The organism is Bosea sp. 124 (assembly GCF_003046175.1).
Lineage (GTDB): Bacteria > Pseudomonadota > Alphaproteobacteria > Rhizobiales > Beijerinckiaceae > Allobosea.
In genome coordinates, this window is sequence record NZ_PZZM01000001.1 from 2,758,465 (window position 1) to 2,783,050 (window position 24,586).

25 protein-coding genes are annotated in these 24,586 nt (G+C 65.3%); 17 read left to right on the forward strand and 8 right to left on the reverse strand.

Annotation, left to right across the window (positions count from 1 at the left end; genetic code table 11):
• The first annotated feature begins 82 nt into the window (after nt 1-82).
• From C8D03_RS13075 to C8D03_RS13140, 14 genes are all read left to right on the forward strand, one after another.
• Nucleotides 83-745 (forward strand): amino acid ABC transporter permease, encoded by a 663-nt coding sequence (locus C8D03_RS13075; protein ID WP_108046652.1) that lies wholly within the window; start codon nt 83-85, stop codon nt 743-745.
• 8 nt (nt 746-753) lie between these two features.
• Nucleotides 754-1,542, forward strand: a complete 789-nt coding sequence (locus C8D03_RS13080; protein WP_108046653.1) for an amino acid ABC transporter ATP-binding protein — start codon at nt 754-756, stop codon at nt 1,540-1,542.
• A gap of 105 nt (nt 1,543-1,647) precedes the next feature.
• Nucleotides 1,648-2,373, forward strand: a complete 726-nt coding sequence (locus C8D03_RS13085) for an aspartate/glutamate racemase family protein (protein WP_108051605.1) — start codon at nt 1,648-1,650, stop codon at nt 2,371-2,373.
• 13 nt (nt 2,374-2,386) lie between these two features.
• A complete protein-coding gene (locus C8D03_RS13090; protein WP_108046654.1) occupies nt 2,387-3,142 on the forward strand; it encodes an SDR family NAD(P)-dependent oxidoreductase in 756 nt (251 codons plus the stop codon).
• An 11-nt stretch (nt 3,143-3,153) separates the two neighbouring features.
• Nucleotides 3,154-4,281, forward strand: a complete 1,128-nt coding sequence (locus C8D03_RS13095; RefSeq protein ID WP_108051607.1) for an enolase C-terminal domain-like protein — start codon at nt 3,154-3,156, stop codon at nt 4,279-4,281.
• A 733-nt stretch (nt 4,282-5,014) separates the two neighbouring features.
• The gene (dctP, locus tag C8D03_RS13100; RefSeq protein ID WP_108046655.1) at nt 5,015-6,076 is read left to right on the forward strand and encodes a TRAP transporter substrate-binding protein DctP; all 1,062 of its coding nucleotides are present in this window, start codon (nt 5,015-5,017) and stop codon (nt 6,074-6,076) included.
• A gap of 65 nt (nt 6,077-6,141) precedes the next feature.
• Nucleotides 6,142-6,654, forward strand: coding sequence for a TRAP transporter small permease subunit (locus C8D03_RS13105; protein ID WP_108051609.1), 513 nt, complete (start codon nt 6,142-6,144; stop codon nt 6,652-6,654).
• Complete coding sequence (locus C8D03_RS13110) at nt 6,651-7,967, forward strand: TRAP transporter large permease (RefSeq protein WP_108046656.1); 1,317 nt, start codon at nt 6,651-6,653, stop codon at nt 7,965-7,967. The genes C8D03_RS13105 and C8D03_RS13110 overlap by 4 nt, the downstream gene beginning before the upstream one ends.
• Nucleotides 7,968-8,165: 198 nt before the next feature.
• Nucleotides 8,166-8,480: an NIPSNAP family protein gene (locus C8D03_RS13115; RefSeq protein WP_108046657.1), complete on the forward strand. Its 315-nt coding sequence runs from the start codon at nt 8,166-8,168 to the stop codon at nt 8,478-8,480.
• Nucleotides 8,477-9,304 (forward strand): alpha/beta fold hydrolase, encoded by an 828-nt coding sequence (locus C8D03_RS13120; RefSeq protein ID WP_108046658.1) that lies wholly within the window; start codon nt 8,477-8,479, stop codon nt 9,302-9,304. Before C8D03_RS13115 ends, C8D03_RS13120 begins: the two co-directional genes overlap by 4 nt.
• The gene (locus C8D03_RS13125) at nt 9,301-10,107 is read left to right on the forward strand and encodes an aspartate dehydrogenase (RefSeq protein ID WP_181300955.1); all 807 of its coding nucleotides are present in this window, start codon (nt 9,301-9,303) and stop codon (nt 10,105-10,107) included. Before C8D03_RS13120 ends, C8D03_RS13125 begins: the two co-directional genes overlap by 4 nt.
• Before the next feature lie 64 nt (nt 10,108-10,171).
• Nucleotides 10,172-10,975 (forward strand): SDR family oxidoreductase, encoded by an 804-nt coding sequence (locus C8D03_RS13130; protein ID WP_108051611.1) that lies wholly within the window; start codon nt 10,172-10,174, stop codon nt 10,973-10,975.
• Between the two features lie 4 nt (nt 10,976-10,979).
• Nucleotides 10,980-11,750: an SDR family NAD(P)-dependent oxidoreductase gene (locus C8D03_RS13135; RefSeq protein WP_108046660.1), complete on the forward strand. Its 771-nt coding sequence runs from the start codon at nt 10,980-10,982 to the stop codon at nt 11,748-11,750.
• A 26-nt stretch (nt 11,751-11,776) separates the two neighbouring features.
• Entirely contained in the window at nt 11,777-12,739 is a 963-nt protein-coding gene (locus tag C8D03_RS13140; protein ID WP_108051613.1) for a dihydrodipicolinate synthase family protein, read from the forward strand.
• 48 nt (nt 12,740-12,787) lie between these two features.
• Here the strand turns inward: C8D03_RS13140 and C8D03_RS13145 are convergent, their stop codons facing one another.
• The 6 genes from C8D03_RS13145 to C8D03_RS13170 all read right to left on the reverse strand — a co-directional run bounded on the left by C8D03_RS13145 (nt 12,788) and on the right by C8D03_RS13170 (nt 17,615).
• Nucleotides 12,788-13,519 carry an amino acid ABC transporter ATP-binding protein gene (locus C8D03_RS13145; protein WP_108046661.1) on the reverse strand — a complete coding sequence of 244 codons (732 nt, stop codon included), beginning with the start codon at nt 13,517-13,519 and terminating at the stop codon, nt 12,788-12,790.
• Nucleotides 13,500-14,153 (reverse strand): amino acid ABC transporter permease, encoded by a 654-nt coding sequence (locus C8D03_RS13150; protein WP_108046662.1) that lies wholly within the window; start codon nt 14,151-14,153, stop codon nt 13,500-13,502. Before C8D03_RS13150 ends, C8D03_RS13145 begins: the two co-directional genes overlap by 20 nt.
• Nucleotides 14,153-14,812, reverse strand: a complete 660-nt coding sequence (locus tag C8D03_RS13155) for an amino acid ABC transporter permease (RefSeq protein ID WP_108046663.1) — start codon at nt 14,810-14,812, stop codon at nt 14,153-14,155. The genes C8D03_RS13150 and C8D03_RS13155 overlap by 1 nt, the downstream gene beginning before the upstream one ends.
• Before the next feature lie 123 nt (nt 14,813-14,935).
• Nucleotides 14,936-15,739, reverse strand: a complete 804-nt coding sequence (locus C8D03_RS13160; protein WP_108046665.1) for a transporter substrate-binding domain-containing protein — start codon at nt 15,737-15,739, stop codon at nt 14,936-14,938.
• 72 nt (nt 15,740-15,811) lie between these two features.
• A complete protein-coding gene (locus C8D03_RS13165) occupies nt 15,812-16,822 on the reverse strand; it encodes a 2-hydroxyacid dehydrogenase (protein WP_248308454.1) in 1,011 nt (336 codons plus the stop codon).
• Between the two features lie 34 nt (nt 16,823-16,856).
• Nucleotides 16,857-17,615, reverse strand: coding sequence for a GntR family transcriptional regulator (locus C8D03_RS13170; protein ID WP_108046667.1), 759 nt, complete (start codon nt 17,613-17,615; stop codon nt 16,857-16,859).
• Between the two features lie 204 nt (nt 17,616-17,819).
• On the opposite strand from C8D03_RS13170, the gene C8D03_RS13175 reads away from it, so the two are divergent.
• A complete protein-coding gene (locus C8D03_RS13175; protein WP_108046668.1) occupies nt 17,820-19,019 on the forward strand; it encodes a mandelate racemase/muconate lactonizing enzyme family protein in 1,200 nt (399 codons plus the stop codon).
• A gap of 7 nt (nt 19,020-19,026) precedes the next feature.
• Nucleotides 19,027-19,794, forward strand: coding sequence for an SDR family oxidoreductase (locus tag C8D03_RS13180; RefSeq protein ID WP_108046669.1), 768 nt, complete (start codon nt 19,027-19,029; stop codon nt 19,792-19,794).
• A gap of 28 nt (nt 19,795-19,822) precedes the next feature.
• Here the strand turns inward: C8D03_RS13180 and C8D03_RS13185 are convergent, their stop codons facing one another.
• Together C8D03_RS13185 and C8D03_RS13190 are read right to left on the reverse strand one after the other, a co-directional pair.
• Nucleotides 19,823-21,430 (reverse strand): globin-coupled sensor protein, encoded by a 1,608-nt coding sequence (locus C8D03_RS13185; RefSeq protein WP_181300956.1) that lies wholly within the window; start codon nt 21,428-21,430, stop codon nt 19,823-19,825.
• 181 nt (nt 21,431-21,611) lie between these two features.
• Nucleotides 21,612-22,853 carry a globin-coupled sensor protein gene (locus C8D03_RS13190; RefSeq protein ID WP_282568620.1) on the reverse strand — a complete coding sequence of 414 codons (1,242 nt, stop codon included), beginning with the start codon at nt 22,851-22,853 and terminating at the stop codon, nt 21,612-21,614.
• Nucleotides 22,854-22,926: 73 nt separating this feature from the next.
• Between C8D03_RS13190 and C8D03_RS13195 the strand changes: the two genes are divergently transcribed.
• Nucleotides 22,927-23,949 (forward strand): Crp/Fnr family transcriptional regulator, encoded by a 1,023-nt coding sequence (locus tag C8D03_RS13195; protein ID WP_108046672.1) that lies wholly within the window; start codon nt 22,927-22,929, stop codon nt 23,947-23,949.
• The last annotated feature ends 637 nt before the right edge of the window (nt 23,950-24,586 follow it).

The following is a 24,586-nucleotide window of genomic DNA, read 5'->3' on the forward strand; positions in this document are numbered from 1 at the left end:
TCCTGAGCAAATGCGATGTCCCTCTATCAGCTCTTTCAGCTGACGGCTGCGTCGCCTCCAGGCATCTTGTGGACCCCGCCTCATGTACCAATGGGATTTCAACTTCCTCTGGAGCTATCGCTGGCTTTTCCTGCACGGGCTCGGCGTCACGGTCGGTTTCACCGTCGCGATCGTCGCACTGGGGTTGGTGATCGGCCTCTCGGGGGCGCTGGCGAAGCTCTCCTCCTTCGCACCGCTGCGCTGGCTGGCGCATGCCTATATCGAGATCTTCCGTTGCACGCCGGTGCTGGTGCAGCTGGTCTGGTTCTACTACGCCCTGCCGATCCTGAGCGGCATCGAGATATCGGCCATCACGGCTTCGATCCTGGCGCTCTCGCTCTATGGCGGCTCGTTCTACGCCGAGATCATCAGGGGCGGCATCGTCTCGATCGATCCAGGCCAGCCGGAAGCCGCCGCTGCGCTCGGCATGACGCCGTTCCAGTCGATGCGACGCATCATCCTGCCGCAGGCGCTCAAGCGCATGGTGCCGCCGCTGATGAACCAGTCGATCATCCAGTTCAAGAACACCTCGCTGGTCTCCGTTCTGGCGGTGCCGGACCTGCTCTACCAGGGCCAGATCGCGGCGCATGACAGCTACCGGCCGCTGGAGGTCTACAGCGCCGTGGCAGTCGCCTATTTCCTGCTTCTCTACCCGCTGACGATCATCGTCCGGCAGGGTGAGAAGAGGCTCTCCACGAGCGATTGAGGCGGGCGATGAACGATCAGGCGAAAATCGACATCGTGGCGCTGCGCAAGCAGTTCGGCGACCTCGTGGTCCTCAAGGACATCAATCTCCGCGTCGACCAGGGGCAGGTCGTCGCGCTGATCGGCCCGTCGGGCTCCGGCAAGTCGACGCTGCTGCGCTGCATCAACCTGCTGGTGACGCCCAATGGCGGGCAGGTGCGCGTCGGTGCCGACAGCTTCGCCTTCGGGCCGGGCACCAAGCTGCCGGGGACAGGGGAGCTCGCCCGCTTCCGGGCCGGCACCGGCATGGTGTTCCAGCACTTCAACCTGTTTCCGCATATGACGGCGCTGGGCAACGTCATGGAGGCGCCGGTCACGGTGCGCGGCAAGAGCAAGCCGCAGGCGCGCGAGCATGCGCTCGCCCTGCTGGCCAAGGTCGGACTCGCCGACAAGGTGGACGAGTATCCGAGCCGGCTTTCCGGCGGGCAGAAGCAGCGCGTCGCCATCGCACGCGCGCTCGCCATGGAGCCCGACGTGATGCTGTTCGACGAGGCGACCTCGGCGCTCGACCCCGAGCTCGTCGGCGAGGTCCTGAGCGTCATGCAGAAGCTCGCCGCGGAGGGCATGACGATGGTGATCGTCACCCACGAGATCGCCTTCGCGCGCGAGGTCGCCGACCGGGTGATCTTCATGCGCGACGGCGTCGTGGTCGAGGAAGGGCCAGCCCGCCAGGTCATCGACGCGCCGCGCGAGCCGGCGACGCAGGCGTTTCTCAGCCATTTCCATCGTGGCGGGGCGGCCCAGACCGACGGCGCCTGAACCGCCGGTCGCAGCGACATCGCGCGGCCGGATTTCCTTCGTCCCTTCATCGGCTCGCCAGTCCTCGGCGGCTGCGCCTTCGAGCCCGTCTCCGGAACCATGACCATGAAACTCAAGGGCGGCTTCACGAATTACGGCCAGCAGGTCGGCGTGCTGATGCTGGATACGCGTTTTCCCCGCCCGCCGGGTGACATCGGCAATGCGACCTCCTTCGACTTCCCGGTCCGCTACAAGACCGTCAAGGGCGCGGTCCAGAGCAAGATCATGGGCGACCACCCCGAAGGCGACCTGATCGGTCCCTTCATCGAAGCGGCGCGTGAGCTCGAAGCCGAAGGCGTCAGGGCGATCACCACGAGTTGCGGTTTCCTGGCGCCGTTCCAGAAGCAGCTCGCCGCGGCGGTGAACATCCCGGTTTTCGTCTCGGCCCTGATCCAGGCGCCGCTGATCCATGCCATGCTCGGGCCCGACAAGATCATAGGCGTCTTCACCGAGCGCGGGCACCACCTCAACGACGACCATTTCAAGGGCGTCGGCTGGTCGGTGAAGGACATCCCCACCTACATTCAGGGGATGAAACCGGATGCGGTCTTCCCCGCGACCTATATCGGCGGTCGGCTCGAGCTCGACACCGACGTGCTCAAAGAAGAGATGCTGGAGATGACCCGCGAGTTCATGCGGAACTGCCCCAACCCCGGTGCGATCCTGTTCGAGTGCACGAATATGTGCCCGTTCAGCTCCTTCGTCGCGGCGGAATCGGGGCTGCCCGTCTTCGACATCAATACGCTGATCAACACCGTGTTCAGCGCCAATAATCCGAGGCGGTATCTCTAAAGGGGCTGCGGCGATGTCTGCTTGCGAACGCGTCTATCTCGTCACGGGTGCGGCGAGCGGCATCGGCCGCGCCACCGCGCTGCATCTCGCCGGCCCGGCCGTCGGCCTCGTGCTGCACACCGGCTCCAACCAGGCCGGCCTCGATGCCGTCGCGGCGATCGCCCGGGCCGCTGGTGCCACCGTCGCGACCGCCCTCGGCGACATCGCCGCGAAGGAGACGGTGGAACAGGCGATCGCTCTCGCCGGCAGGCAGTTCGGCCGGCTCGACGGCGTCGTCGCAGTCGCCGGCCATGCCCGCAAAGGCGGCATCATGAATCTGCCGGAAGCCGAGCTGCGCCTGGCCATCGATGAATCTGCCATCGCCCTGATGCGCATGGCGCGGGCGGCCCGCGCGCTCCTGAAGGCGAGCGGCAGCGGCCGCATCGTCGCGACCTCGTCCTTCGTCGCGCATGCGCTGCGCACCGACATGCAGCCCTTCGCGGCGACGGCGGCGAGCCGCTCGGCGCTCGAAACCACAGTCAGGCTGATGGCTCATGAACTCGCAGCCGATGCCATCACCGTGAATGCCGTCGCGCCCGGGTTGATCCGCAAGGATGACAGCAAGGGCAGCAAGCTCTCGCCGGAAGCCATCGCCCGCATGGAGGCGATCATTCCGCTCGGGCGCCGCGGATTGCCGGAAGAGGTCGCGGCGGTGATCGGGTTCATCGCCTCGTCGGCGGCGTCCTACGTCACCGGCCAGATCATCCACGTCAATGGGGGGCTCGTATGAGCCTGCAGGTCATGAACATGGCAGCGGTCGAGCGCATCCGGCTCTTCTTCATCGAGAGCCCGATCAAGATGGCGCGGCTCCAGGGCGTCGGCAACGTCAAGGGCACGGTCAAGCGCGTGCTGGTCGAGCTGACCGCGAGCGACGGCATCGTCGGCTGGGGCGAGGCCGCGCCCTGGGAGGTTTTCACGGGCACGGCAGAAGCGGCGCTCGCGGCCATCGACGTCTATCTCCGGCCAGTCCTGCTCGGGCGCCCGATCCGGCGCATCCGCGAGACGATGGCGCTGCTCGACAGGGCGCTGGTCGGCCATGCCGAGGCCAAGGTCGCCATCGAGATGGCGCTGTTCGACATCCTCGGCAAGCAGTCGGGCCTGTCGGTGGCGGACCTGCTCGGCGGCAGGGTGCGCGACCTGATCCCGCTTTCCTTCTCGATCGCGGATCCGGATTTCGCCGCTGACCTGGAGCGGATGCGGGTCATGGTTCCGGCGGGGAACGTGATCTACAAGGTCAAGACCGGGGTGAAGCCGCATGCGGAGGACCTCGCCCATCTCGAAGCCATGCGCTCGGAATTCGGTGACGCGATCGATCTGCGGCTCGACTACAATCAGGCCCTGCAGCCGTTCGGAGCGATCAAGATCCTGCGCGACGTCGACCAGTTCAAGCCGACCTTCATCGAACAGCCCGTGCCGCGCAACAATCTCGACGCGATGGCCTCCTTCGTGGCGGCGCTCGATACGCCGATCCTCGCCGATGAGAGCTGCTTCGACGCGCGCGACCTGATGGAGATCGTGCGCCTGAAGGCGGCCAACGCCATCTCGGTCAAGCTGATGAAGGCCGGCGGCCTGCTGAAGGCTCAAGGTATCATGGCCATCGCCGACACGGCCGGGCTACCCGGTTATGGCGGCACTCTTTGGGAGGGCGGCATCGGGCTCGCCGCCGGGACCCAGCTCATCGCCGCGACGCCTGGCATCTCGCTCGGCTGCGAGTTCTACATGCCCCATCATGTCCTGACCGAGGACGTGCTGGAGGAGAAGATCGCCAATCGCGACGGCCATGTCGTCGTGCCGGACGGGCCCGGTCTCGGCATTCGCGTCAGCGAGGCGTCGATCCGCGCCAATGCGCGCGTGCTCGCCGAACGCTGAGCCGACTGTCGGTCTGCAGCGCTCGCAGCGCGGGCGCTCTTCACGCCTCGTGCACGCCGGCCGGAACTGTCTCGATACGGCCGGCCCGCTGAGCTTCGGCTCACTCATGTCGTTTTGCCAGCCGTCCTGGCTGTCGCTCCCATGCGATTTTCCATGCTGCGGCCTGCCTGCCGAGAGGGCGGGATCGTCCCGCGTCGTCGCCACGAGACCCACGTGATTGACAGCCTTCGTCGGCGCCTTCCTTATGGGCAGGTGGCGCGCCTCCGATCCTGTGGATTGATCCAGATCAAGATTGCGGGCATATCTGCGCCGTGCTGATATATGAAGCATATTGGGGCCGTGCTTGGGTTTTGGGGTCGCTGGTGCCGTCAAATCGGGGTGTCGAAGTGCTTGACTGAGGGTGGCGCGATCCTTGCGTCGAACTGCAAGGCCCGGCCATTCCTGGTCGTGCTGGCGATATATGAGATCGCTGTCCGGGTCTTTGGACGTCTTGTCCGCGGGGGCAGGTGAAGCCGCAAGAGATCAAGACGGAGGCGGATGAGTTTGGGGCAGGGGGATGGGAGCCGCGGCGGGCGAAGCAGCGCTGCGCGAGGAGCTTCCTTGCCGCGGCGACGGCGACGCCCCGGGGCGCCCCGCCGAAGCGTCATTTCACCGGAAATCGCGCGCTGCCAGACGGGCAGATCGGCCGACGCGCAGATGTCGACAGGGCCGCAACAGAGGGAAGGCTAACATCATGACCGGATTCAAGACCACCGCCGCTGCGCTCGCCATGGCTGCGGGCATCTCGCTCGGCGCGCAGGGTGCGCTCGCCCAGAACAAGATGGAACTCAACATGGCGACGCCTTGGGCGGGCGGCCACTGGCTCGACATCGGCGCCAAGAAATACGCCGAGAATGTCGAGAAGATGACCGAGGGGCGGATCAAGATCAACGTCTTCCCGGCCGGCGCGCTCGGCCCCGCGCTCAAGGTCACGGAGACCGTGCAGAAGGGCGTCGCCGATATGGGCCATAGCTGGCCGGGCTATGACTGGGCGGTCGACCGCACCGGCGCGATCTTCTCGGGCTGGTCGGCGGGACCGAACCCCGAAGAGATGATGATGTGGCTCTACAATGGCGGCGGTGCCGATTTGTGGAAGCAGTGGCGCAAGGAGAAGTTCGACGTCGTCGCCTTCCCCTGCGGCGTGCTGGAGACCGAGTTCTTCATGCATTCGCACAAGCCGATCCGCACCGTCGAGGACATGAGGGGACTGAAACTCAGGACCTCGTCGTCCTGGGCCGAGATCGCGCCGATGCTCGGTGCCTCGACCGTCGTGCTGCCGGGCTCGGAAGTGTTCAGCGCGCTGGAGCGCAAGGTCGTGGACGCGATCGAATGGGGCGGCCCCGGCAGCAACCTGTCGGAGGGTTTCCACAAGGTCGCCAAATACATCATCATGCCGGGCCTGCATGCGCCGTCCGGCGCGCATGACTGCGTCTTCAATAATGCGGTCTGGGCCAAGATCGGCGACAAGGACAAGCAACTCCTGGAGCTCGCCGGCCGCCTGACCGTCCTCGACACCTATCTCGGCTACGCCAAGAGCGATCTCGACGCGTACAAGACGATCAAGGCGACGCCGGGCATCGAGATGATCCAGGTCGAGCCGAGCCTGACGGCGGCGGTCGTCAAGGCCTCGAACGAATGGGCTGAGAAGCAGTCCGCTTCGAACGCCTGGTTCAAGAAGGTCTACGACAACCAGAAGGCCTTCATGGCGACCGTCAAGCCGATGGCCGAGTTCCGCTTCGCCATCGGATCGCGCTGATCCCTCCCCGCACCGGCGGCGCCAGAGATGGCGTTGCCGGTGTGCTTCCCGGCTTGAGGTTGTTCATGCCCATCGTTCATTTCATCGGCAGGCTGTCGCTGTGGTCGGGCCGGCTCGGTGCGGTCGTGGTCCTTCCGCTCGTGCTTGCCATGGTTTTCGAGGTCGTCAGTCGCTACGCCTTTTCGGCGCCGACGGCCTGGGCCTTCGAACTCAGCTACATGATGATGGGCACGATCTTCCTGCTCGGCTTGTCCTATGCGGTGCTGGTCAACCAGCACGTCAATGTCGACTTTCTCCACCAGGTTCTGCCGCGGCGCGGTGTCGCGATCATCGACGCCATCGGCTACATCCTGATGGCAGGCATGCTGTTCTGGCTGACCAATACGCTCATCGCCAATATCGCCAGCGTCTATCGCACCGGCGAGGGCACCGGCCTCTCGGCCTGGAACCCGCCGATCTGGCCCTATCGCTGCATCTACGCGCTCGGCTTTGGGCTGTTTGCCCTGCAATGCCTCGCCAAGGCCATCGAGAACCTGCTGGTCGTGTTCGGCCGTGAGACCGAAGGATCGGCCCGATGACCTCGCAGACCGTCCTTTGGATGTTCCCGGCCCTGCTGGGTCTGATCTTCCTCGGCTTCCCAGTCGCGTTCTCGATGATGCTGGCGGCACTCGGCTTCGGCCTGCTGCGCTTTGGCGGCACGCTCGTGCACCAGTTCGCCCAGCGCATCGACGATCTTTCGACCAACTACGTGCTCGGCGCGATCCCGCTGTTCATCTTCATGGGCTCGATCCTCGAACGCGCCGGCATCGCCGAGAAGCTGTTCGACGCGCTCTATATGTGGACACGCCGGCTGCCCGGTGGGCTTGCGGTCGCGGCGCTCCTGATGTGCACGATCTTCGCCGCGGCCAGTGGCGTCGTCGGTGCGACCGAGACCCTGGTCGGCATGCTCGCCATCCCGGCGATGATCAAGCGCAAGTACAACAACTCGCTGATCGCCGGCACGATCTGCGGCGGTGGCTCGCTCGGCACCATCATCCCGCCCTCGGTGCCGGTCGTCGTGCTGGCTCCGATCGCGACCTTGTCGATCGGCGACCTGCTGGCCGGCATCCTGATCCCCGGCCTGACGATGTCGGGTCTGTTCATCCTCTACATCCTGATCGCCTGCGCGCTCAAACCGTCGCTGGCGCCGCCGGAGACCGAGCCCGATCCGCGCAGCCTGGGCGAGAAGATCAAGTTCACGGCCATCGCGCTGATCCCGCCCGCCTTCCTGATCTTCACCGTGCTCGGCACGCTGTTCATGGGTTTGGCGACACCGACGGAGGCTGCGGCCTGCGGCTCGCTCGGCGTGCTCCTGCTTGCGATCGTCTATGGTCGCATGTCGTGGCGCCTGCTCTACCAGGCCTCGATCCAGACGGTCTCGCTGACGGCGATGATCCTCGCCATCATCCTTGCGGGCGGCATGTTCTCGGGGGTGTTCTTTGCGTCCGGCGGTATGGCGGCGACCAAGGGCATCCTCGACGCCTTCGGCCTGTCGCCCTGGTCGGTGATCGCGATCATCCTCTTCGTTGCCTTTATCCTCGGCTTCCTGATCGATTCGATTTCGATCATCCTGATCATCGTGCCGATCGCCATTCCGCTGGTGAAGAGCTTCGGGATTGACCCGATCTGGTTCTCGGTTGTGCTGCTGGTGATGCTGCAGACCGCGTATTTAACGCCGCCGATGGCCCCCTCGATCTTCTATCTGAAGGCGATCGCACCACCGACGATGCGGCTGCAGGACATGTATTGGGGCGTGATTCCCTTCATCTGCTGCCAGCTTCTGGTGCTCGCCCTGCTGCTTTTCTTCCCGGCAATGGCGACCTGGATGCCGAAGGTGATGTATGGCGGCTGAGCCGGGTCTGTCCCGCGGCGCCCTGCGCTGCGGGCGCCCCGTCCGGGCTGTTGCGCGCATGGTGCCAGCGGACCGGGCAGTCCATGTTCGGCCGCTGCGGGCCACCATGGTAACCCGCCGCAAAAGAAGCTCATCCGGCTCTTCGGAAGGCCGGATGGCGGAAGGTCTCTGACCTGACCGCAGCAAGGGAGACCAGCAATGATCTATGAAGAGCGCGACTATCGCATCAAAGCCGGCAAGCTCGGCGAATTCGTCAAGATCTATGGCGAGTACGGGCTGCCGCTCCAGAAGGAGCATCTCGGCACCTTCATCGCCTATTTCACCACCGAGATCGGCGAACTGAACCATGTCGTCGCGCTGTGGAGCTACAACAGCCTCGACGAGCGTGCCGCCATGCGAAAGGCGATGCTGGCCGATCCGCGCTGGCAGGACTACCTCAAGCGTGTCGACGGAATGCTCGAGATCCAGGACACGCGCATCCTGACGCCTGTCTCCTACTCGCCGCTGCAATGAGCGCCGTATCCGTCTCCGGAGCGTCCGGCGCCTTCACCGTCACGACGAAGGATGGTGCGGTCCTGCATGCCTTCTCCGAGGGCGAGGGGCCGGTTCTGTTGCTCGTCAGCGGTCTCGGCGGCACCGCCGGATTCTGGAAAAGCAATGCGACGACACTGGCGCGGTCCTTCCGCGTCATCCGCTTCGACCAACGCGGCATCGCGGCCAGCACGCGCGGCACGGCGCCCTGCACCATCGACCAGCTCGCGCTGGACTGCCTGAGCGTGCTCGATGGGGCGGGCGTCGCGCGGGCCGTGCTGCTTGGCCACTCGACCGGGGGGTGCATTGGCCAGGCCCTGGCGCGGATCGCGCCGGAGCGGCTCGACGGGCTGATCCTGAGCGCGACCTGGCTCAAGCCGAGCCGCTATATGGGCGCTCTGTTTGGCGCGCGACGCTCGATCCTCGACGAGAACCCGCAGGCCTATGCCGCGACGGCCGTGCTGATCTCCTACCCGCCGGTCTGGCTGGAGGCGAACTGGAACGTCTACGAGGCGGCGCTGGCCGCCGCTCCGGCCTCGGCGGAGGCGCGTCAGGTCGTGCGCGAGCGCATCGACGCGCTGCTCTCCTTCGACGGCTCTGCGGATGTCGCTTCGCTCGCGGTGCCGACGCTGGTGCTGGGGGCGCGCGACGACATGATCGTGCCGTCCTTCCTTCAGGAAGATCTGGCGGCGGCCCTGCCCGGAGCCCGCAAGATCCTGCTCGACAGCGGCGGGCATTTCTTCCCGGTGTCGCGGCCTGATGCCTTCACGGCCAAGGTCGTGGAATGGGTCGGAGAACTCAGGTGAGCGCCCGCCGTGTCGCCCTGATCGGGTTCGGTGCGATCGCGGGCGATATTGCGACGGCGCTGCTCGCGGCGCGGGAGCCGGGCTATGCGCTTGGCGCGCTGCTGCGTCCCGGCTCTGCTTCGCGGGCGCGCGTGCCCGAGGCTGTCGCGGTGCTGTCGGGGCTCGACGAGGTCGCGGCCTTCGCGCCTGATCTGGTGATAGAGGCCGCCGGCCACGAGGCCGTGCGCGACAGCGTGCCGGGCTGTCTCGGGCTCGGCCTGCCCGTGCTGATCTCGTCGATCGGCGCGCTGCATGACGAGGCGTTCTTCGCGGAGCTCGTCGGCACGGCGCGTAAGGGAGGCGGGCGGCTGCTGCTGGCTTCTGGCGCACTCGGCGGGCTCGATTACGTCCGTGCCGTGCGCCATGCAAAGCAGCTCGCACTGCGCTACGAATCGCGCAAGCCGCCGGCGGCCTGGAGCGCGGAGCTGGCGCGTCTCGGACATGATCCGGAGACGCTGGCGCAGCCGGTGACACTGTTCTCGGGCACGGCGCGCGAGGCGGCTGCGCTCTATCCGCAGAACCTCAACGTTGCGGCTGCGCTGGCACTGGCTGGCCCCGGCTTCGAGGCGACGGGCGTCGATGTCGTCTGCGACCCGGCGGCGGCCGGCAATATGCATATCGTGACTGCGACGAGCGAGTTCGGCACGATGACGCTCGAAATCGCCAACCGCCCTTCTCCGACCAACCCCAAATCATCCTGGATCGTGGCGCAGGCCCTACTGGCCGCCATCGATCAATATTTCTCACCCGTGGTGATGCTGTGAGCGCACGCCGCTCGCCTCGTCGCGGACACATCCGATGGAAGGCAATGCGATGGAAGGCAATGCCATGAGACTCGACGGCAAGATTGCGATCATCACCGGGGGCGGCTCCGGCATCGGCCATGAGGCGTGCAAGCTGTTCGCGCGCGAAGGTGCGACGGTCGTCGTGGCCGATCGCGACCTCGCCGCGGCCGAGCGGGTCGCGGCCGAGGTGACGGGCAAGGGCGGCAAGGCGACGGCGCATCGCGTCGACGTCAGCAAGGAGGCCGAGATCGTGGCGATGATCGCCAAGACCGTCGCCGACCACCGCCGGCTCGACATTCTCGTCAACAATGCCGGCTACGGCATCGCCGGCACCGTCGTCTCGACCTCGGAGGCCGACTGGAATGCGCTGATGGCGGTCAACGTCAACGGCGTCTTCCTGGGCTGCAAGCATGCGATCCCGGTCATGACGAAGCAGGGTGGCGGCGCGATCGTCAACACCGCCTCGGCGGCGGCGAATATCGGCATCCATGAGCGCGCGGCCTATGTCGCCTCGAAGGGTGCGGTCGCGGCGCTGACGCGCGCGATGGCGATCGACCATGTCGATGCCGGCATCCGGATCAATGCGGTTGCGCCGGGCACGATCGAATCGCCCTATTTCACCAAGATCCTGAGCGGACCCGACGGCGCCGAACTGCGCCGCGGGCTCGAGGAGCGCCAGGCGATGGAGCGTCTCGGCCAGCCGGTCGAGATTGCGCAGGCTATGCTCTGGCTCGCCAGCGACGACGCATCCTTCTGCACCGGCTCCGTGATGGTCGTCGATGGTGGCTGGACCGCGCGCGGTGATCGCAAACCCAAGAACGATCGCACATCAGAGAACAAGGCCTGACAACATGTATGGACTCAACGGGCGCAAGGCGATCGTCACCGGAGCGGCGCACGGCATCGGCCGGGCCATCGCGGCACGGCTGCTTGCGGAAGGCTGCGAGGTCGGCATCTTCGATCTCGACCTCGCGGCGGCGCAGGCGACAGCCGACGTGCTTGGCAAGGATGGCGGCAAGGTCGTCGTCGCGGCCGGAGACGTCTCGTCGAGAGACGATGTGGCGGCCGGCATCGGCCTGCTGAAGGCTGCGCTCGGGCCGATCGACATCCTCGTGAACAATGCCGGCATCTGCAAGGTCGGCAAGCTGCTGGAGACGAGCGAGGCGGAGTGGAAGGCGACCTTCGGCATCAATGTCGACGGGCTGTTCCATGTCACCCGCCAGGTCGCACCGGGCATGGTCGAGCGCCGCAGCGGCACGATCGTGAACATCGCCTCCTGGATGGGCAAATCGGGCGTCGCGGCCTATGGCGCCTATTGCGCCTCGAAATTCGCGGTGGTTTCGCTGACACAGTCGCTGGCGCTGGAGATCGGCGAATACGGCATCCGCGTCAACGCGATCGCGCCCGGTCTCATCGTCGACACCAAAATGCGCGACGAATCGGAGGTCCAGCGCGCCGCCGAGGGGCTTCCGACCGCCAGCGACCGGGCCAAGTCGATCCCGCTGCGCCGCGCCGGCCTGCCGTCCGATATCGCCAAGACGGTAGCCTTCCTGGCTTCCGACGAGGCAGACTATATCACCGGCGAAACCATCAGCGTGACCGGCGGCATCTGGAACGATTGATCGCTCGCGAAGCACAGGAGAAGACCATGCCCCGCTTCAAGGACTTCCGCCCGGCTGGCGTGATCCCGGCGACGCTGCTCGCGCTCAATCATGACATGTCGATCGACGAGCGCCAGACGCGCAAGCATCTGCGCGATTGCGCGCTGGTCGAGGGTGTCAGCGCGGTGACCGTCAACGGCCATGCCTCCGAAGTGCATGCCTGCTCCTTCGAGGAGCAGAAGCAGATTCTCGCCGCGTCGCTGGTCGAGGTCGGCGACAGCGTGCCGCTGATCAACGGCATCTATGCCGACGGCTCGATCGAGGCGGCACGGCTCGCCGCGATGGCTGCGAAGGAGGGGGCCTCGGCGCTGCTCGTCTTCCCGCCCAACAGCATGGCGATGGGCGGTCAGCTTCGCCCGGAGATGGCGATCGCGCATTACCGGCACATCGCGGACGCCACCGACCTGCCGATCATCGCCTTCCAGTATCCGATGGGCAGCGGGCTGGGCTATCCGTTCGAGACGCTGCTCGAACTCTTCGACAAGGTGCCGACGATCGCCGCGATCAAGGACTGGTCGAACGATCCGATGCTGCATGAGAAGCATATCCGCACCTTCCAGACGCTGCCGCGCCCGGTGAACGTGCTCACCACGCATTCCTCCTGGCTGATGGCCTCACTGACGCTGGGCTGCAACGGCCTGCTCTCCGGCTCGGGCAGCGTCATCGCCGATCTGCAGGTGGCGTTGTGGCGGGCCGTGCAGGCCGGCGATCTCAAGGCAGCGCAGGCCGTCAACGACCGCATCGTGCCGCTGTCGCAGGCGTTCTACGCGCCGCCTTTCCTCGACATGCACAACCGCATGAAGGAGGCATTGGTGCTGCTTGGCCGGCTCGACAAGTCGGTGGTCCGCCCGCCGCTGATGAAGCTGCCGGAGGCTGAGATCGAACGTATCCGGCAGACGCTCGACAGGGCCGGCATCGCGCGCGAGGGCGCGCTGGCGCTCGCCGCCTGAGGCCGTTCCTGGCAAGGGCGCCGCCTCGCGGCGCCCTTGCCAGGAACTTTACTTGGCGCCGGCGCTGACGAAGTTGCGCAGCTCCGGCGTCTGCGGATTGCCGAAGAGCTCCTGCGAAGGCCCGCTCTCCCAGATCTTGCCCTGATGCATGAAGACGGTCGTGCTCGCGACGTTGCGGGCAAAGGCCATCTCATGCGTCACCAGCAGCATGGTCATGCCGTCCCTGGCGAGCTTCTCCATGACCAGCAGCACCTCGCCGGTCAGTTCGGGATCGAGCGCCGAGGTCACCTCGTCGAACAGCATGACCTTGGGCCGCATCGCGAGCGAGCGGGCGATGGCGACGCGCTGCTGCTGGCCGCCAGACAGGTTGTCGGGATAGCTGTCGAACTTCTCGGACAGGCCGACCTGCGCCAGCACTTCGCGGGCCAGCGTCTGGGCCTGCGCCTGCGGAACGTTCTGGGTGATCTTCGGCGAGAGCATGATGTTCTGGCCGACCGTCAGATGCGGAAACAGATTGTAGCTCTGGAAGACGATGCCGACATCCTTGCGCAGTTCGCGCAGCTTCTTGGGATCCTGATCGACGACATGGCCGGCGACCTCGATGTGGCCGGCATTGATCGCCTCGAGGCCGTTGATGCAGCGCAGGAGCGTGCTCTTGCCCGAGCCGGAGCGGCCGATCAGCGCGACGACCTGGCCGGGCTCTACGCTGAGCGAGACGCCCTTCAGGACTTCCAGCTCGCCGAAGCGCTTGTAGACGTCGTCAATGAGAACGGCTGGCATTCATCACCTTTTCAAGATGGCGGCTGAGCCGGGACAGCGGGAAACAGATCGCGAAATAGATCGCGGCCACCAGCGTGAAAATCTGGAAGGCCTGATAGGTCGCATTGTTGACCAGCATGCCGGCGCGCATCAGGTCGACGAAGCCGACGACCTGGACGATGGAGGTGTTTTTCACGAGCTGCACGAGGAAGCCGACGGTCGGCGGCAGCGAGATCCGCAGGGCCTGCGGCAGAATGACGTAGCGGTACTGCTGGGGCGTGGTCAGCGCCAGCGAGGCCGAGGCCTCCCATTGCTGGCGCGGCACGGATTCGATCGAGCCACGCCAGATCTCGGCGAGATAGGCGGAGGCGTAGATCGCCAGCGAGGCCGAGGCCGCAAGAAATGGCGGCAACTCGATGCCGGCGGCAGAAAGTCCATAATAGCTCATGAACAGCACCATGAGCACCGGGATCGACTGCACCACCAGGATGTAGCCAGCCGCGAAACGGCGCAGCAGTTTGATCCGCGACAGTCGCATGATCGCGAAGACGCCGCCAATGATGCTGCCAATGACGAAGGCGATGGCGGTGAGCGCCAGCGTCCAGCTTGCCGCGCGCAGGATGAAATAGGCCTCGGGCCAACCGAAGGTCTGCATCAGGCGGCTTCCCCATGTGCATCGGAGAGACGGGCAAGGCCCGACACCTGCGGGAAGATCTTCCGGCCGAGCCAGTTCAGCGCCAGCTTTAGCGACAGCGCCAGAACGAGGTAGACTCCGGTGACGACGATATAGGTTTCGAAGCTGCGGAACGTGTCTGCCTCGATGATCGCGGCCGTGCCGGAAAGTTCCTGCACCGAGACGAAGGAACAGATGCTGGAGGCGAGCATCATCAGCACGAATTGGCTCGACAGCGCCGGCCAGACGCGGGCGAAAGCCGGCTGCAGGATGACGTACTGGAAGACCTGCCGCCTGCTCAGCGCCAGCGCCAGACCGGCCTCGATTTGCGATTTATGGATCGAATCGACGCCGGCGCGGATGATCTCGGTGGCGTAGGCGGCGAGATTGAGCGTCATCGCCAGCAGCGAAGCTTCGATACCGTTCATGCGGATGCCGAGCTGAGGCAGGCCGAAGAAGATCATGAAGAGCTGGACCAGAAAGGGCGTGTTGCGCATCAGCTCGACATAGGCGTCGACGACATAGCCGGCCCAGCTGCCCGCAAGGCTGCGCAGAGCGCTCATCAGCGTCGCGAGGACGAGACCGAGCCCGATCGCGACGAAGGACAGGACGATCGTGAGCCCCACTCCGTTGAGGATCATCGGCCATCTGGAAATGACGTCTTGGAAGAGCAACGGCTCGCTCCTTGGGCCTTCGAGATCGAGGAATGCCGGCGCGCTGGAGCACGCGCCGGCTCGTCTGGCGTCCGCTGGCCGGAGCCGGGATCAGAAGGTCGGAAGCGGAGGCAGCGGGCTGCCGACCCACTTCTGCGAGATCGCGTCGAGTTCGCCGTTCTGCTTGACGTAGTAGATGAAGTTATTGAGCCACTGGCGCAGCTCATAGGCGTCCTTGCGCATGGTCATCGAGTTCGGCTGGACACCGAAGACGAATTTCAGCTCGGTCTCGGTTTCGCCGCGCGCCTTCATGGCCGCGTTGGCCTGAGCGTCGGGACCCGCGATGGCCTCGACCTGGCCGGAGAACAGCGCCTGCATCACGGTGGCGTCGTCCTCGAAGCGCAGGATGGTAAGGTTGAGTTCCTTCTCGCGGCTGGTGAACTCGCGCTCGACGCTGGAGCCGCGGTTGACACCGACCTTCTTGCCCTTGAGATCGGCCCAGGTTTTGATCGCGACGTTTTTCTTGGCGTAGATGCCGGTCTGGAAGGCGCTGTAGGGGATGGAGAACATCACCGCCTTGGCGCGCTCGGGGGTCGGGGCCAGCGTGGCAACGAGGAAGTCGACCTTGTTGGCTTCCAGTGCCGGGATGCGGGCCGGCGGGGTGAGCTGGACCATCTCGACCTTGACGCCGAGATACTTGCCGATCAGCGCGATGACGTCGGCATCGTAGCCGATCGCATTGCCCTGCGAATCGACCGATCCGTAGGGCGGCGCGCCGATCAGGACGCCGATCTTCACCGAGCCGCGCTTGATGATGTCGGTGACGCTCTGGGCAGAGGCCTGGCCGGCGGCCAGCATGCCGGCGCCGAACGCGAGCAGCGTGCCGGCGATCTTGAGATGCTTCGTCAGGTTCATGGTGCCGTTTCCTCGGTTTGGGATCTGGTGATGTGTTGTTGCTCCGGCTTCGTTTGGCCGGTTTGCTGGCGATCAGGCGATAGAGCGTCCCTCTCGCACCACGTTGATGAGGGCGGTGCCGGAGAAGCACCGCTTGATGTTGTCCGCCATGGTCTGCTGACGGCGGCGGATGGTGCCGCTGGTCCAGCCTGACATGTGCGGTGTCATTAAAACGTTTGAAAGCTCATGGAAAGCCAGCTTCGACGGCAAAATAGTGGGCTCCGCCGGGTTTGGGTACTGATACCATGTGTCAATGATCGCACCGCCGATACGGCGCGCCTGAAGCGCCTCGAACAGCGCTGCCTCGTCGATGGTGGGGCCGCGGCCGACATTGACGATCACCGCATCGGGCTTCATCGCCGCCAGCTCAGCCGCGCCGACGATGCCGGTGGTGTCTCCGGTCAGCGGCACCGAGACGACGACCACGTCGACCGAACCGCAGAACGCCACCATCTGGTCGAGGGTGAAGGCGCGGTCGACGAGATCCGAGGTCGCGACCGGGCTGCGGTTGGCGACATGCACCTGCATCTCGAAAGCCTTGGCGCGGCGCGCGATCGCCTTGCCGATATGGCCGAAGCCGAGCAGGCCGATGGTCTTGCCTGCGATCTCGCCATGGACGCGGTCGGGCGAGCCGGCCCAATAGGCCCAGTCGCCGCGGCGCAGCTTCTGGTCGGCATCGGCGAGCGGGATGTCGCGGGCGAGCAGCGCGCTCATCACATATTCGGCGATCGCCTGCTCGTGGCCGAAGCAATTGCAGACGCTCGCTTGCGCGGGCAGCAAGGCGAGGTCGACCGCGTCATAGCCGGCGCCCGGCACATGGAAGAGCTTCAGCCCCTTCGGCACGGGCAGGCCGGCGTCGAACTTCACGCCGATGATCGCCTCGGCCTCGGCATAGGCCTGGCTCTCGGCCGGGGCCGAAAGCACATCCGGCAGGATGCGGACCTGCGCGCCGCTGCCGGCGAGTTCGGCGAAGCCGTTGCTGAAGGAGGCGGCGTTGTCGCCGTGAAAGATGATGCGCATGGCGGGCAGCTTCTCGTTCGTCATGTGTCTGGGCGAGGCTTGTTTCAGCGGGCTTGATTCAGGGGCTCAGCAGCGGTTCGACGCTGCAATCGAGCAGGGACGGATCGATGCGGGTCTCCATCTCGTCGAACATGCCGTCGACGAAGGCGATCAGCGCGTCCGACGCCGCGACGCCGCGCTCGGCATTGCGCGTCGCGACAGCGTTCAGGACGGAGAGGTGATGGTCGATGGTGCCGTCAAGGCTGGGCATCTGCGCCATATGGGTATGATAGATGAAGCCGATGCGCCGGAAGATGGTGTGGAGCGGTCGCAGCGTGTGCTCGAGGAAGGGCTCGCCGGCGGCGGCCAGAACCATCTGGTCGATCCGGCGGTCGAGCGCGTTGAATTCGGCGAGTGACAGCCCGTCGCGCCGCTCGCGCAGCAGGCGCTCCATGTGCAGCATTTGGTTGCGGTGCGAGGGGCCGGCCCGCTCGGCCGCGAGCCTGATGACGAAGCGCTCGATGTCGCGGCGCAGCTGCAGCAGCACGCGCTCGCGGGCAAGGTCGATCGGCGCAATCTGGAGGCCGTGGCGCGGCCGGATCACGATCAGCGTGTCGGCGGCGAGGCGGTTGACGGCGTGGTGGACCGGCGTGCGGCCGAAGCCGGTGAGGTCCTGCAGATCCTGCATGGCAAGAAAGCGCCCGGGCGCGAGTTCGCAGCGGACCAGCAATTCCTCAATGCGCTGATAGGCCAGATCGAACAGGTTGACGCGGTTGCGGCGCTGCGGCGCGCCTTCATCCGCCTCGACCAGTTTCGGCCGGCTTGCGCCCTGGGCCATGTCGTTCCTCCGTGGCGGAGCTCGTTGAGCGGCTCCAGCGTTCTCGGAGACACTAAACATATTGTGATATTTTACAAGTGCCCTTATGGTCACCTCGTTCTGTCGGACCCGGCCGTGCCGTGGCCCCCGGCTGATCGGCATCAACCACAGCGCTCCACGGCCTGTCCGGCCGCCGAAGAGCGCGCGCCGCCAGGGAGGCAGGCCATGAAGATTACCACAATCGAAACGCTACGGACCGAAGAGTTCGCCAATGTGCTGTGGGTTCGTGTCCACACCGATGCCGGCATCATCGGGCTTGGTGAGACCTTCTATGGCGCGGGCGCCGTCGAGGCGCATCTGCACGACACGCTGGCGATGCGGCTGCTCGGCAAGAACCCGCTCCACATCGAGGCGCTGCATCGCGAGATGACCAACCTGCCGATGGCGCAGGCATCGACCGGCGTCGAATCCCGCGCGACCTCCGCCGTCGACATCGCGCTCTGGGATGTCTTCGGCAAGGTCTGCGGCCAGCCCGTGCACCAGATGCTGGGCGGCCTGTGCCGCGACAAGCAGCGGATCTACAACACCTGCGCCGGCTACAATTATGTCCGCTCGCACAACATCAAGCCGGTCTCGACCTGGAATCTCGGTGAGACCGAAGGCCCCTACGAGGATCTCGACGGCTTCATGAACCGCGCCGACGCGGTCGCCGAGAGCCTGCTGGAGAGCGGCATCACGGCGATGAAGATCTGGCCGTTCGACCCGCCGGCGATCGAGAACCAGGGCATGTTCATCACGCCAGAGCAGATGCGCAAGGCCTGCGAGCCCTTTGAAAAGATCCGCAAGGCGGTTGGCGACAAGATGGAAATCATGGTCGAGTTCCACTCGCTCTGGAACCTGCCGACCGCGATCAAGATCGCCCGCGTGCTCGAGCAGTACAGCCCGACCTGGTACGAAGACCCGATCCGGATGAACTCGCCGCAGGCGCTGGGGGAGTTCGCGCGCTCGACGACGGTTTCGGTCTGCGCCAGCGAAACGCTGGGCTCGCGCTTCCCCTACAAAGACATGCTCGACCGCGACGCGATGCACATCGTCATGGCCGATCTCTGCTGGACCGGCGGTCTGACCGAAGGGCGCAAGATCGCGGCGATGGCCGACACCTATCACCGCCCCTTCGCGCCGCATGACTGCATCGGCCCGGTCGGCTTCATCGCGGCGATCCACGCCTCGTTCAGCCAGCCCAACACGCTGATCCAGGAATCGGTGCGCGCCTTCTACACCGGCTGGTACAACGAACTCGTCACGACGATGCCGGTGATCAAGGACGGCTATGTCCTGCCGATGGAAGGGCCGGGGCTCGGGGTCGAACTTCTGCCCGCCGTGTTCGAACGCTCGGACCTGACCGTCCGCCGCTCCAGCCTTTGAGGTTCAGATGACCAATCCCCTCTTCGATCTCTCGGGCAAGATCGCGCTCGTCACCGGCTCCTCGCGGGGCCTGGGCCGTGCCATGGCGGAAGGGCTGGCCGTCGCCGGTGCCCGCATCCTGATCAACGGCACGGACCCGGTGCGGGTGGCCGAGACCGTGTCGCAGTTCCACGAGGCCGGCCATGCCGCCGAGCCGGCCGCCTTCGACGTGACGGCCGAGGCCGAGATCGTCGCGGCCTTCGAGACCTTCGATGCGGCCGGGATCGCTGTGGACATCCTCGTCAACAATGCCGGCATCCAGTTCCGCAAGCCGATGGTCGAACTCGCGACGGCCGATTGGCAGCGGGTGATCGACACGAACCTGACCTCGGCCTTCATGATCGGGCGCGAGGCGGCCAAGCGCATGATCGCGCGCGGCTCCGGCAAGGTCATCAATATCGGCTCGCTGACCAGCGAGCTCGCGCGGGCGACGGTGGCGCCCTACACGGTCGCCAAGGGCGGCATCAAGATGCTGACCCGCGCGATGGCGGCGGAGTGGGCCGAGCACGGCATTCAGGCGAACGCGATCGGGCCGGGCTACATGATCACCGACATGAACCAGGCGCTGATCGACAATCCGACCTTCGACGCCTGGGTGAAGGGTCGCACGCCGGCCCGGCGCTGGGGCAAGCCGGCGGAACTCGTCGGGGCCGCGGTTTTCCTGGCCTCGGCGGCCTCCGACTATGTCAACGGCCAGATCATCTATGTCGATGGCGGGATGTCTTCCGTCCTCTGATCGGCATCAGGCGATGCAGGTTGCGCGCTCAGTCGCGGGTGCCTCCCGCCTGCGCCAGGCGGCGCTTCGGGGGAGCGGCCGATATCGCCGTTGCCGCCCGCCCGCCCTGCCGGTCGGATTCGCCGCTGGCGTCGAGCCGCGTCGATGGCGGGCCGTGCGCGGTCGAAGGGTCGACCCTGAAGACCGCGATCAGGCGATCGAGCGTCTGGACCTGGCCGGACAACGACACGGCGGATGCCGCGCTTTCCTCGGCCAGAGCCGAGTTCTTCTGTGTCGCGGCGTCCATCAGCGCCAGGGTGTGACTCATCTCGTCGATGCCGTTCGCCTGCTCCGACGAGCCCGTCGAGATGCCGGAGATCGAGGAGGCGACCTGCTGCGTCGCGGCGACGATCCGCTCCAGCGCGGAGCCGGCCGAGCGGACCAGGGTGACACCGCGCGCGACTTCGCCGTTCGCGGCGCTGATCAGCGCATTGATGCCCTTGGAAGCCTCGCTGGAGCGTTGCGCCAGGGTGCGGACCTCGGACGCCACGACGGCAAATCCCCGGCCCGCGTCACCGGCGCGGGCGGCCTCGACGGCGGCGTTGAGCGCCAGCAGGTTGGTCTGGAACGCGATGGCGTCGATGAGGGTGGTGATATCGGCGATCTTCTTCGATGCCTCGTCGATCCCGGTCATGGCCTCGACCGCCTGCCGGACGATCGAGCCGCCCTCCTCAGCCACGCGCATGGCCTCGTGGGCGCCCTGTTCCACGCTTCGCGACGATTGCGCATTGGTCTTGACCGAGGCTGCCAATTGCTCGGTCGTCGCTGCGCTCTCCTCCAGCGAGGCCGCCTGCTCCTCGGCGCGCAGCGCCAGGTTGCGCGAGGCCTGCGAGACCTCGTTGACGCTCGACCGGATATCCTGCGTCGTCGACAGGACGGTTCTCAACGTGTCCTGCAAGGTGGCAGCCGCCGCGTTGAAGTCGTCGCGGAGCTGGCCGTACTCGACCGGCAGGTCGTCGGGCATGCGGAAGGTCAGGTCGCCCCGGGCCAATGCTGCCATGGCCTTGCCCACCGAGCTGACGACCGTCTCGCGCTCCCGCGTCAGGACCTCCTGCTCGGCCTTTAGCCGGGCGGCCTCCGCCGCCTCGAGATAGACCGATATCGCGAAATCCATGTCGAGCAGGGTCGCTTTCGCGATGGCGCTCACCTCCGCGCTCACGATCTCCGCGCTCGTGCCGGTCGCGGCGCCGCCGTGTCCGGAGCGCAGGCCGGGGAACAGGCTTCCGAACCGCGTCGCGGCGTCCGCCCTGCCGCGGGGATGCGGCCACCGCGCCGCGATGATCTTGCCGATCAGGGATTCCAGCACCAGGGCATAGCCGCCGATGTACCAGCGCGGCTCGAGGCCGATGCGCGCATGAACCTGTCCGACGACCGTGACGGCCCGGACATACTCGTCGTCGAAGCGGGCGCTCGAAATCATATCCCAATGAGCGATCTGCTTGCTCTTCGCGCCGGAAATCTGGCTTTCCGCCGGGAAGAATCCTTTCGTCTGGGGAAACGCCCGAACCTGATCGTAGAACGCGTCGAGCGCCTCGGGCAGCGCCTGCATGATGATCGGCTTCACGGCCTGGATGTTGGCGAGATCCGGTTCATGCAATGATGAAATCAAGACGTTGAGACAAATCATTAGACGAAGACATGCGAATACCTCCAATTTAACTGGTCGATGGTTGGATTTTATTCCAGTCCGGCGTATTCAGACGGTGTCACTCGAGGCAACAAATCTCAGTATGGGCTACGGGTTTTACCTCGGTGTATGGAAAATTCTGTCGTATTCTTCAGGATACTCCCACGCGTGCGAGGAATTTCTCCGCCTCCGAGGTCAGTTTCTCGATCTGACGCGCGAGGTCGGTCGTGGCGGACAGGGCGCGCGCGGATGCCGCGCTCGAATCCGAGGCGAGCCGCGTGACGCCGACGATGTTGTTCGCCACCTCGGCGGATCGCTGCCAGGCCTGCTGCACATTGCGAGCGGTCTGCTGGGTCGCGTCTTCCTGGCGTTCGATCGCGCCGGCGACGACCGAGCCGATATCGTTCATCTCCCGAATGGTCTGCCTGATCGTGCCGACCGCGGCTGCGACATATCGGGTGAAGTCGCGAATGGTCCCGATCTGGGAATCGATCTCGGCGGTTGCTTTCTCCGTCTGGACCGCGAGCTGCTTCACCTCGGCTGCGACGACCGAAAAGCCGCGGCCCGTCTCGCCGGCACGGGCGGCTTCAATGCTGGCGTTGAGGGCAAGGAGCTTGGTCTTGTCGGCGATCGCGCGGATGACGTCGACAATCCCGTCGATTCGATCCACCGATCCGCTCAATCCGCCGACCTGCGAGGTGATCTGCTCCGCCTCGCTCACGGCTCTCGTGGCGATCGTGCCCGACGTCGCGATCTGGTGGCCGATTTCATTGAGGGACGCGGCCAGTTGATCCGTGGCGGAAGCGATGGTCTCGATGTTCCGCGTCGCCTCCATGGACGCGTCCGAGGCAGCATCGGCCTCGTGCATCGTCTCGCTCGACGAGGCTGCGAGCAAGCCGGTCGACGATTGCAGATCGTTCGCCGCCGAAGAGACGGAGCGGACGACCGTGGCGACCACCTGCTCGAAATTTGCCGCCAGCCGGTCGAGCGTTTCACGCCGATTCCTGCGCGCCGCCTCGAGATAGACCGAAATGGCGAGGTCCATGTCCAGGAGGGCGGCGCGGTTGAGAGCGGTCGCCATCTTCCATTTCCGGCTCTCTCGGCCGACGCGCCAGCGACTGTCGATCACGCGGACGCGGTTGATCAATCGCGTGATAATGAAGCTGTAGGCGCCGATATAGGAGCGCGGCTCCAGGCCGAGCCGGTAATGGACCTCGCCGATGCGGCGGACCGATGCGGCGTAGCGGCCGTCGAATGCGCCATCGGTGATGAGATCCCAATGCGCGATCTGCATCTCCCGGGCGTGCGCGATCACCTCCGCGCTCCGGAATAATTGAGCCGCATCCGGGAATGTCTGGATGTGGCTGTAGAAGCCGTCGAGGATATCGGGCAGCTCGGGCCGTCACGATCGGCCGAATCTCCCGCAGGAGCGCCCGCGTCTCGTCGTCGATGCCGGCGAAGCGAAGATGTTCGGCGATGTCGTCGCCATTCGCCGCGGTTCCTGGTGGAGAAACCGCGTGCGACGCCTCGCCGGCGCGGTCAAGTGTTCCCGTTTCAGCTTCGCCCGCCGCTTTGGGTCCAAGCAGACTCATGGGATACATGCTCCTGGCGCCCGGTCGACGCGCGTGGATGCGCGCTCTAATGTGATCGTGTTCGGACTTATTACGTACCGTAACGTACATAACTTAAGGTTAACAATTAGCAAACATGTTCAAGGGCAACGACATCAGAATGCTTCGGAGACATGCTTGAAACAGGAACTGAAGGGGGACTTCGAGATTCGGAACCAGGTGTTGCTCTCGGTGCGTCCGGAAGCACAGGCCTTTCTGAAGACACGGCTGATCACACGGCGCCTGTCGCTCGGCCAGACGCTCTACGATGACAGCGAGCCTTTCACCCATGCGATCTTCCCGCATGAAGGCGTCATTTCCCTGAAAGCCGAGATGAGCGACGGGAGAAGCGTCGAGAAGGCTTCGATCGGCCATGAGGGCTTCATCGGTATCGCGCTGATCGTGGGGGGCGGAGGAGCGATCAGCCGATCCGCAGTCATGGTGCCCGGCTACGCATCCTGGCTTTCCATCGAGGATCTCGACGAAGCCATCGCGAGCTTTCCCTGCGTGCGGGACGCGATGCTGCGCTATGCCAAATGCCTGATCATCCAGTTGCTCGAATCGGTCGCCTGCAACAGCCTGCACAGCGCGGAAGAGCGCATCTCGCGCTGGCTCCTGCACGCTCATGACCGTGTCGTCGGCGATTCCTTCCAGCTCACCCAGGCGGCCATGTCCCAGGTGCTCGGATTCCGCCGGGCGACGGTCAACATGGTATGCTCCAAATTGATGGAGATCGGGGCGATCGAGTATTCGCGCGGCGATCTGACGGTGCTCGATCGGGAGCTGATCCATCAGCACTCATGCGAATGCTATGGCCGCATCCAGAAAACCTTCGAGCTGAACATGGCGCCCTTCATACGGACCGAAAAGCCGAACTGAGGAAGCGCCGGTATTGACTGGAGCACTGGGTGCAGCGCTGGACATGGCCGATGCGGCTGGTCCTTGCCCGGCTTGCGCAGATCGGCGGCCTTTGCGTCGGCCGGCGAATGCGGCACGCCCCCCCGCCGCCGACAGCCAGGGATGCCCTCATGGCTGCTCCAGCCGCCGCAGGGGCAAAAACGTAAAAAAGCGCCGGGAAACCCGACGCTTGCGTGCCTCGCTGGCGATGTGATGTCCTGGAGCGGGAGAAGGGATTCGAACCCTCGACCCCAACCTTGGCAAGCGATTTCGCGTATCGTCGTGGTATTGAAACAGCGTTCGAGGCTGTCTTCTTGTAACGCGCCAGTACAAAGGTAAGCATTCGGTGTCTTTTGTCAAAAATGCACCCACGCAACGGTTATGGAATGCTATCCGAGGATGCGACTGGAACCGCTGAGTAACCGAGACCCTGTAGCCAAACCACGGGAAATTGTAACGCGCTTCCCGAGGTGTTTTTTTCCTCCGATTGGTTTTCGACTGGAGGATTGTCACATGGACCCGAAGAAGCTCGACAAGCTCATGACGTTTACCGAGGTCTCGGAGGAGTTGGGCGTACCAGCATTTAAATTCTACCGAGCCGCTAAACGTGGCCCAATTC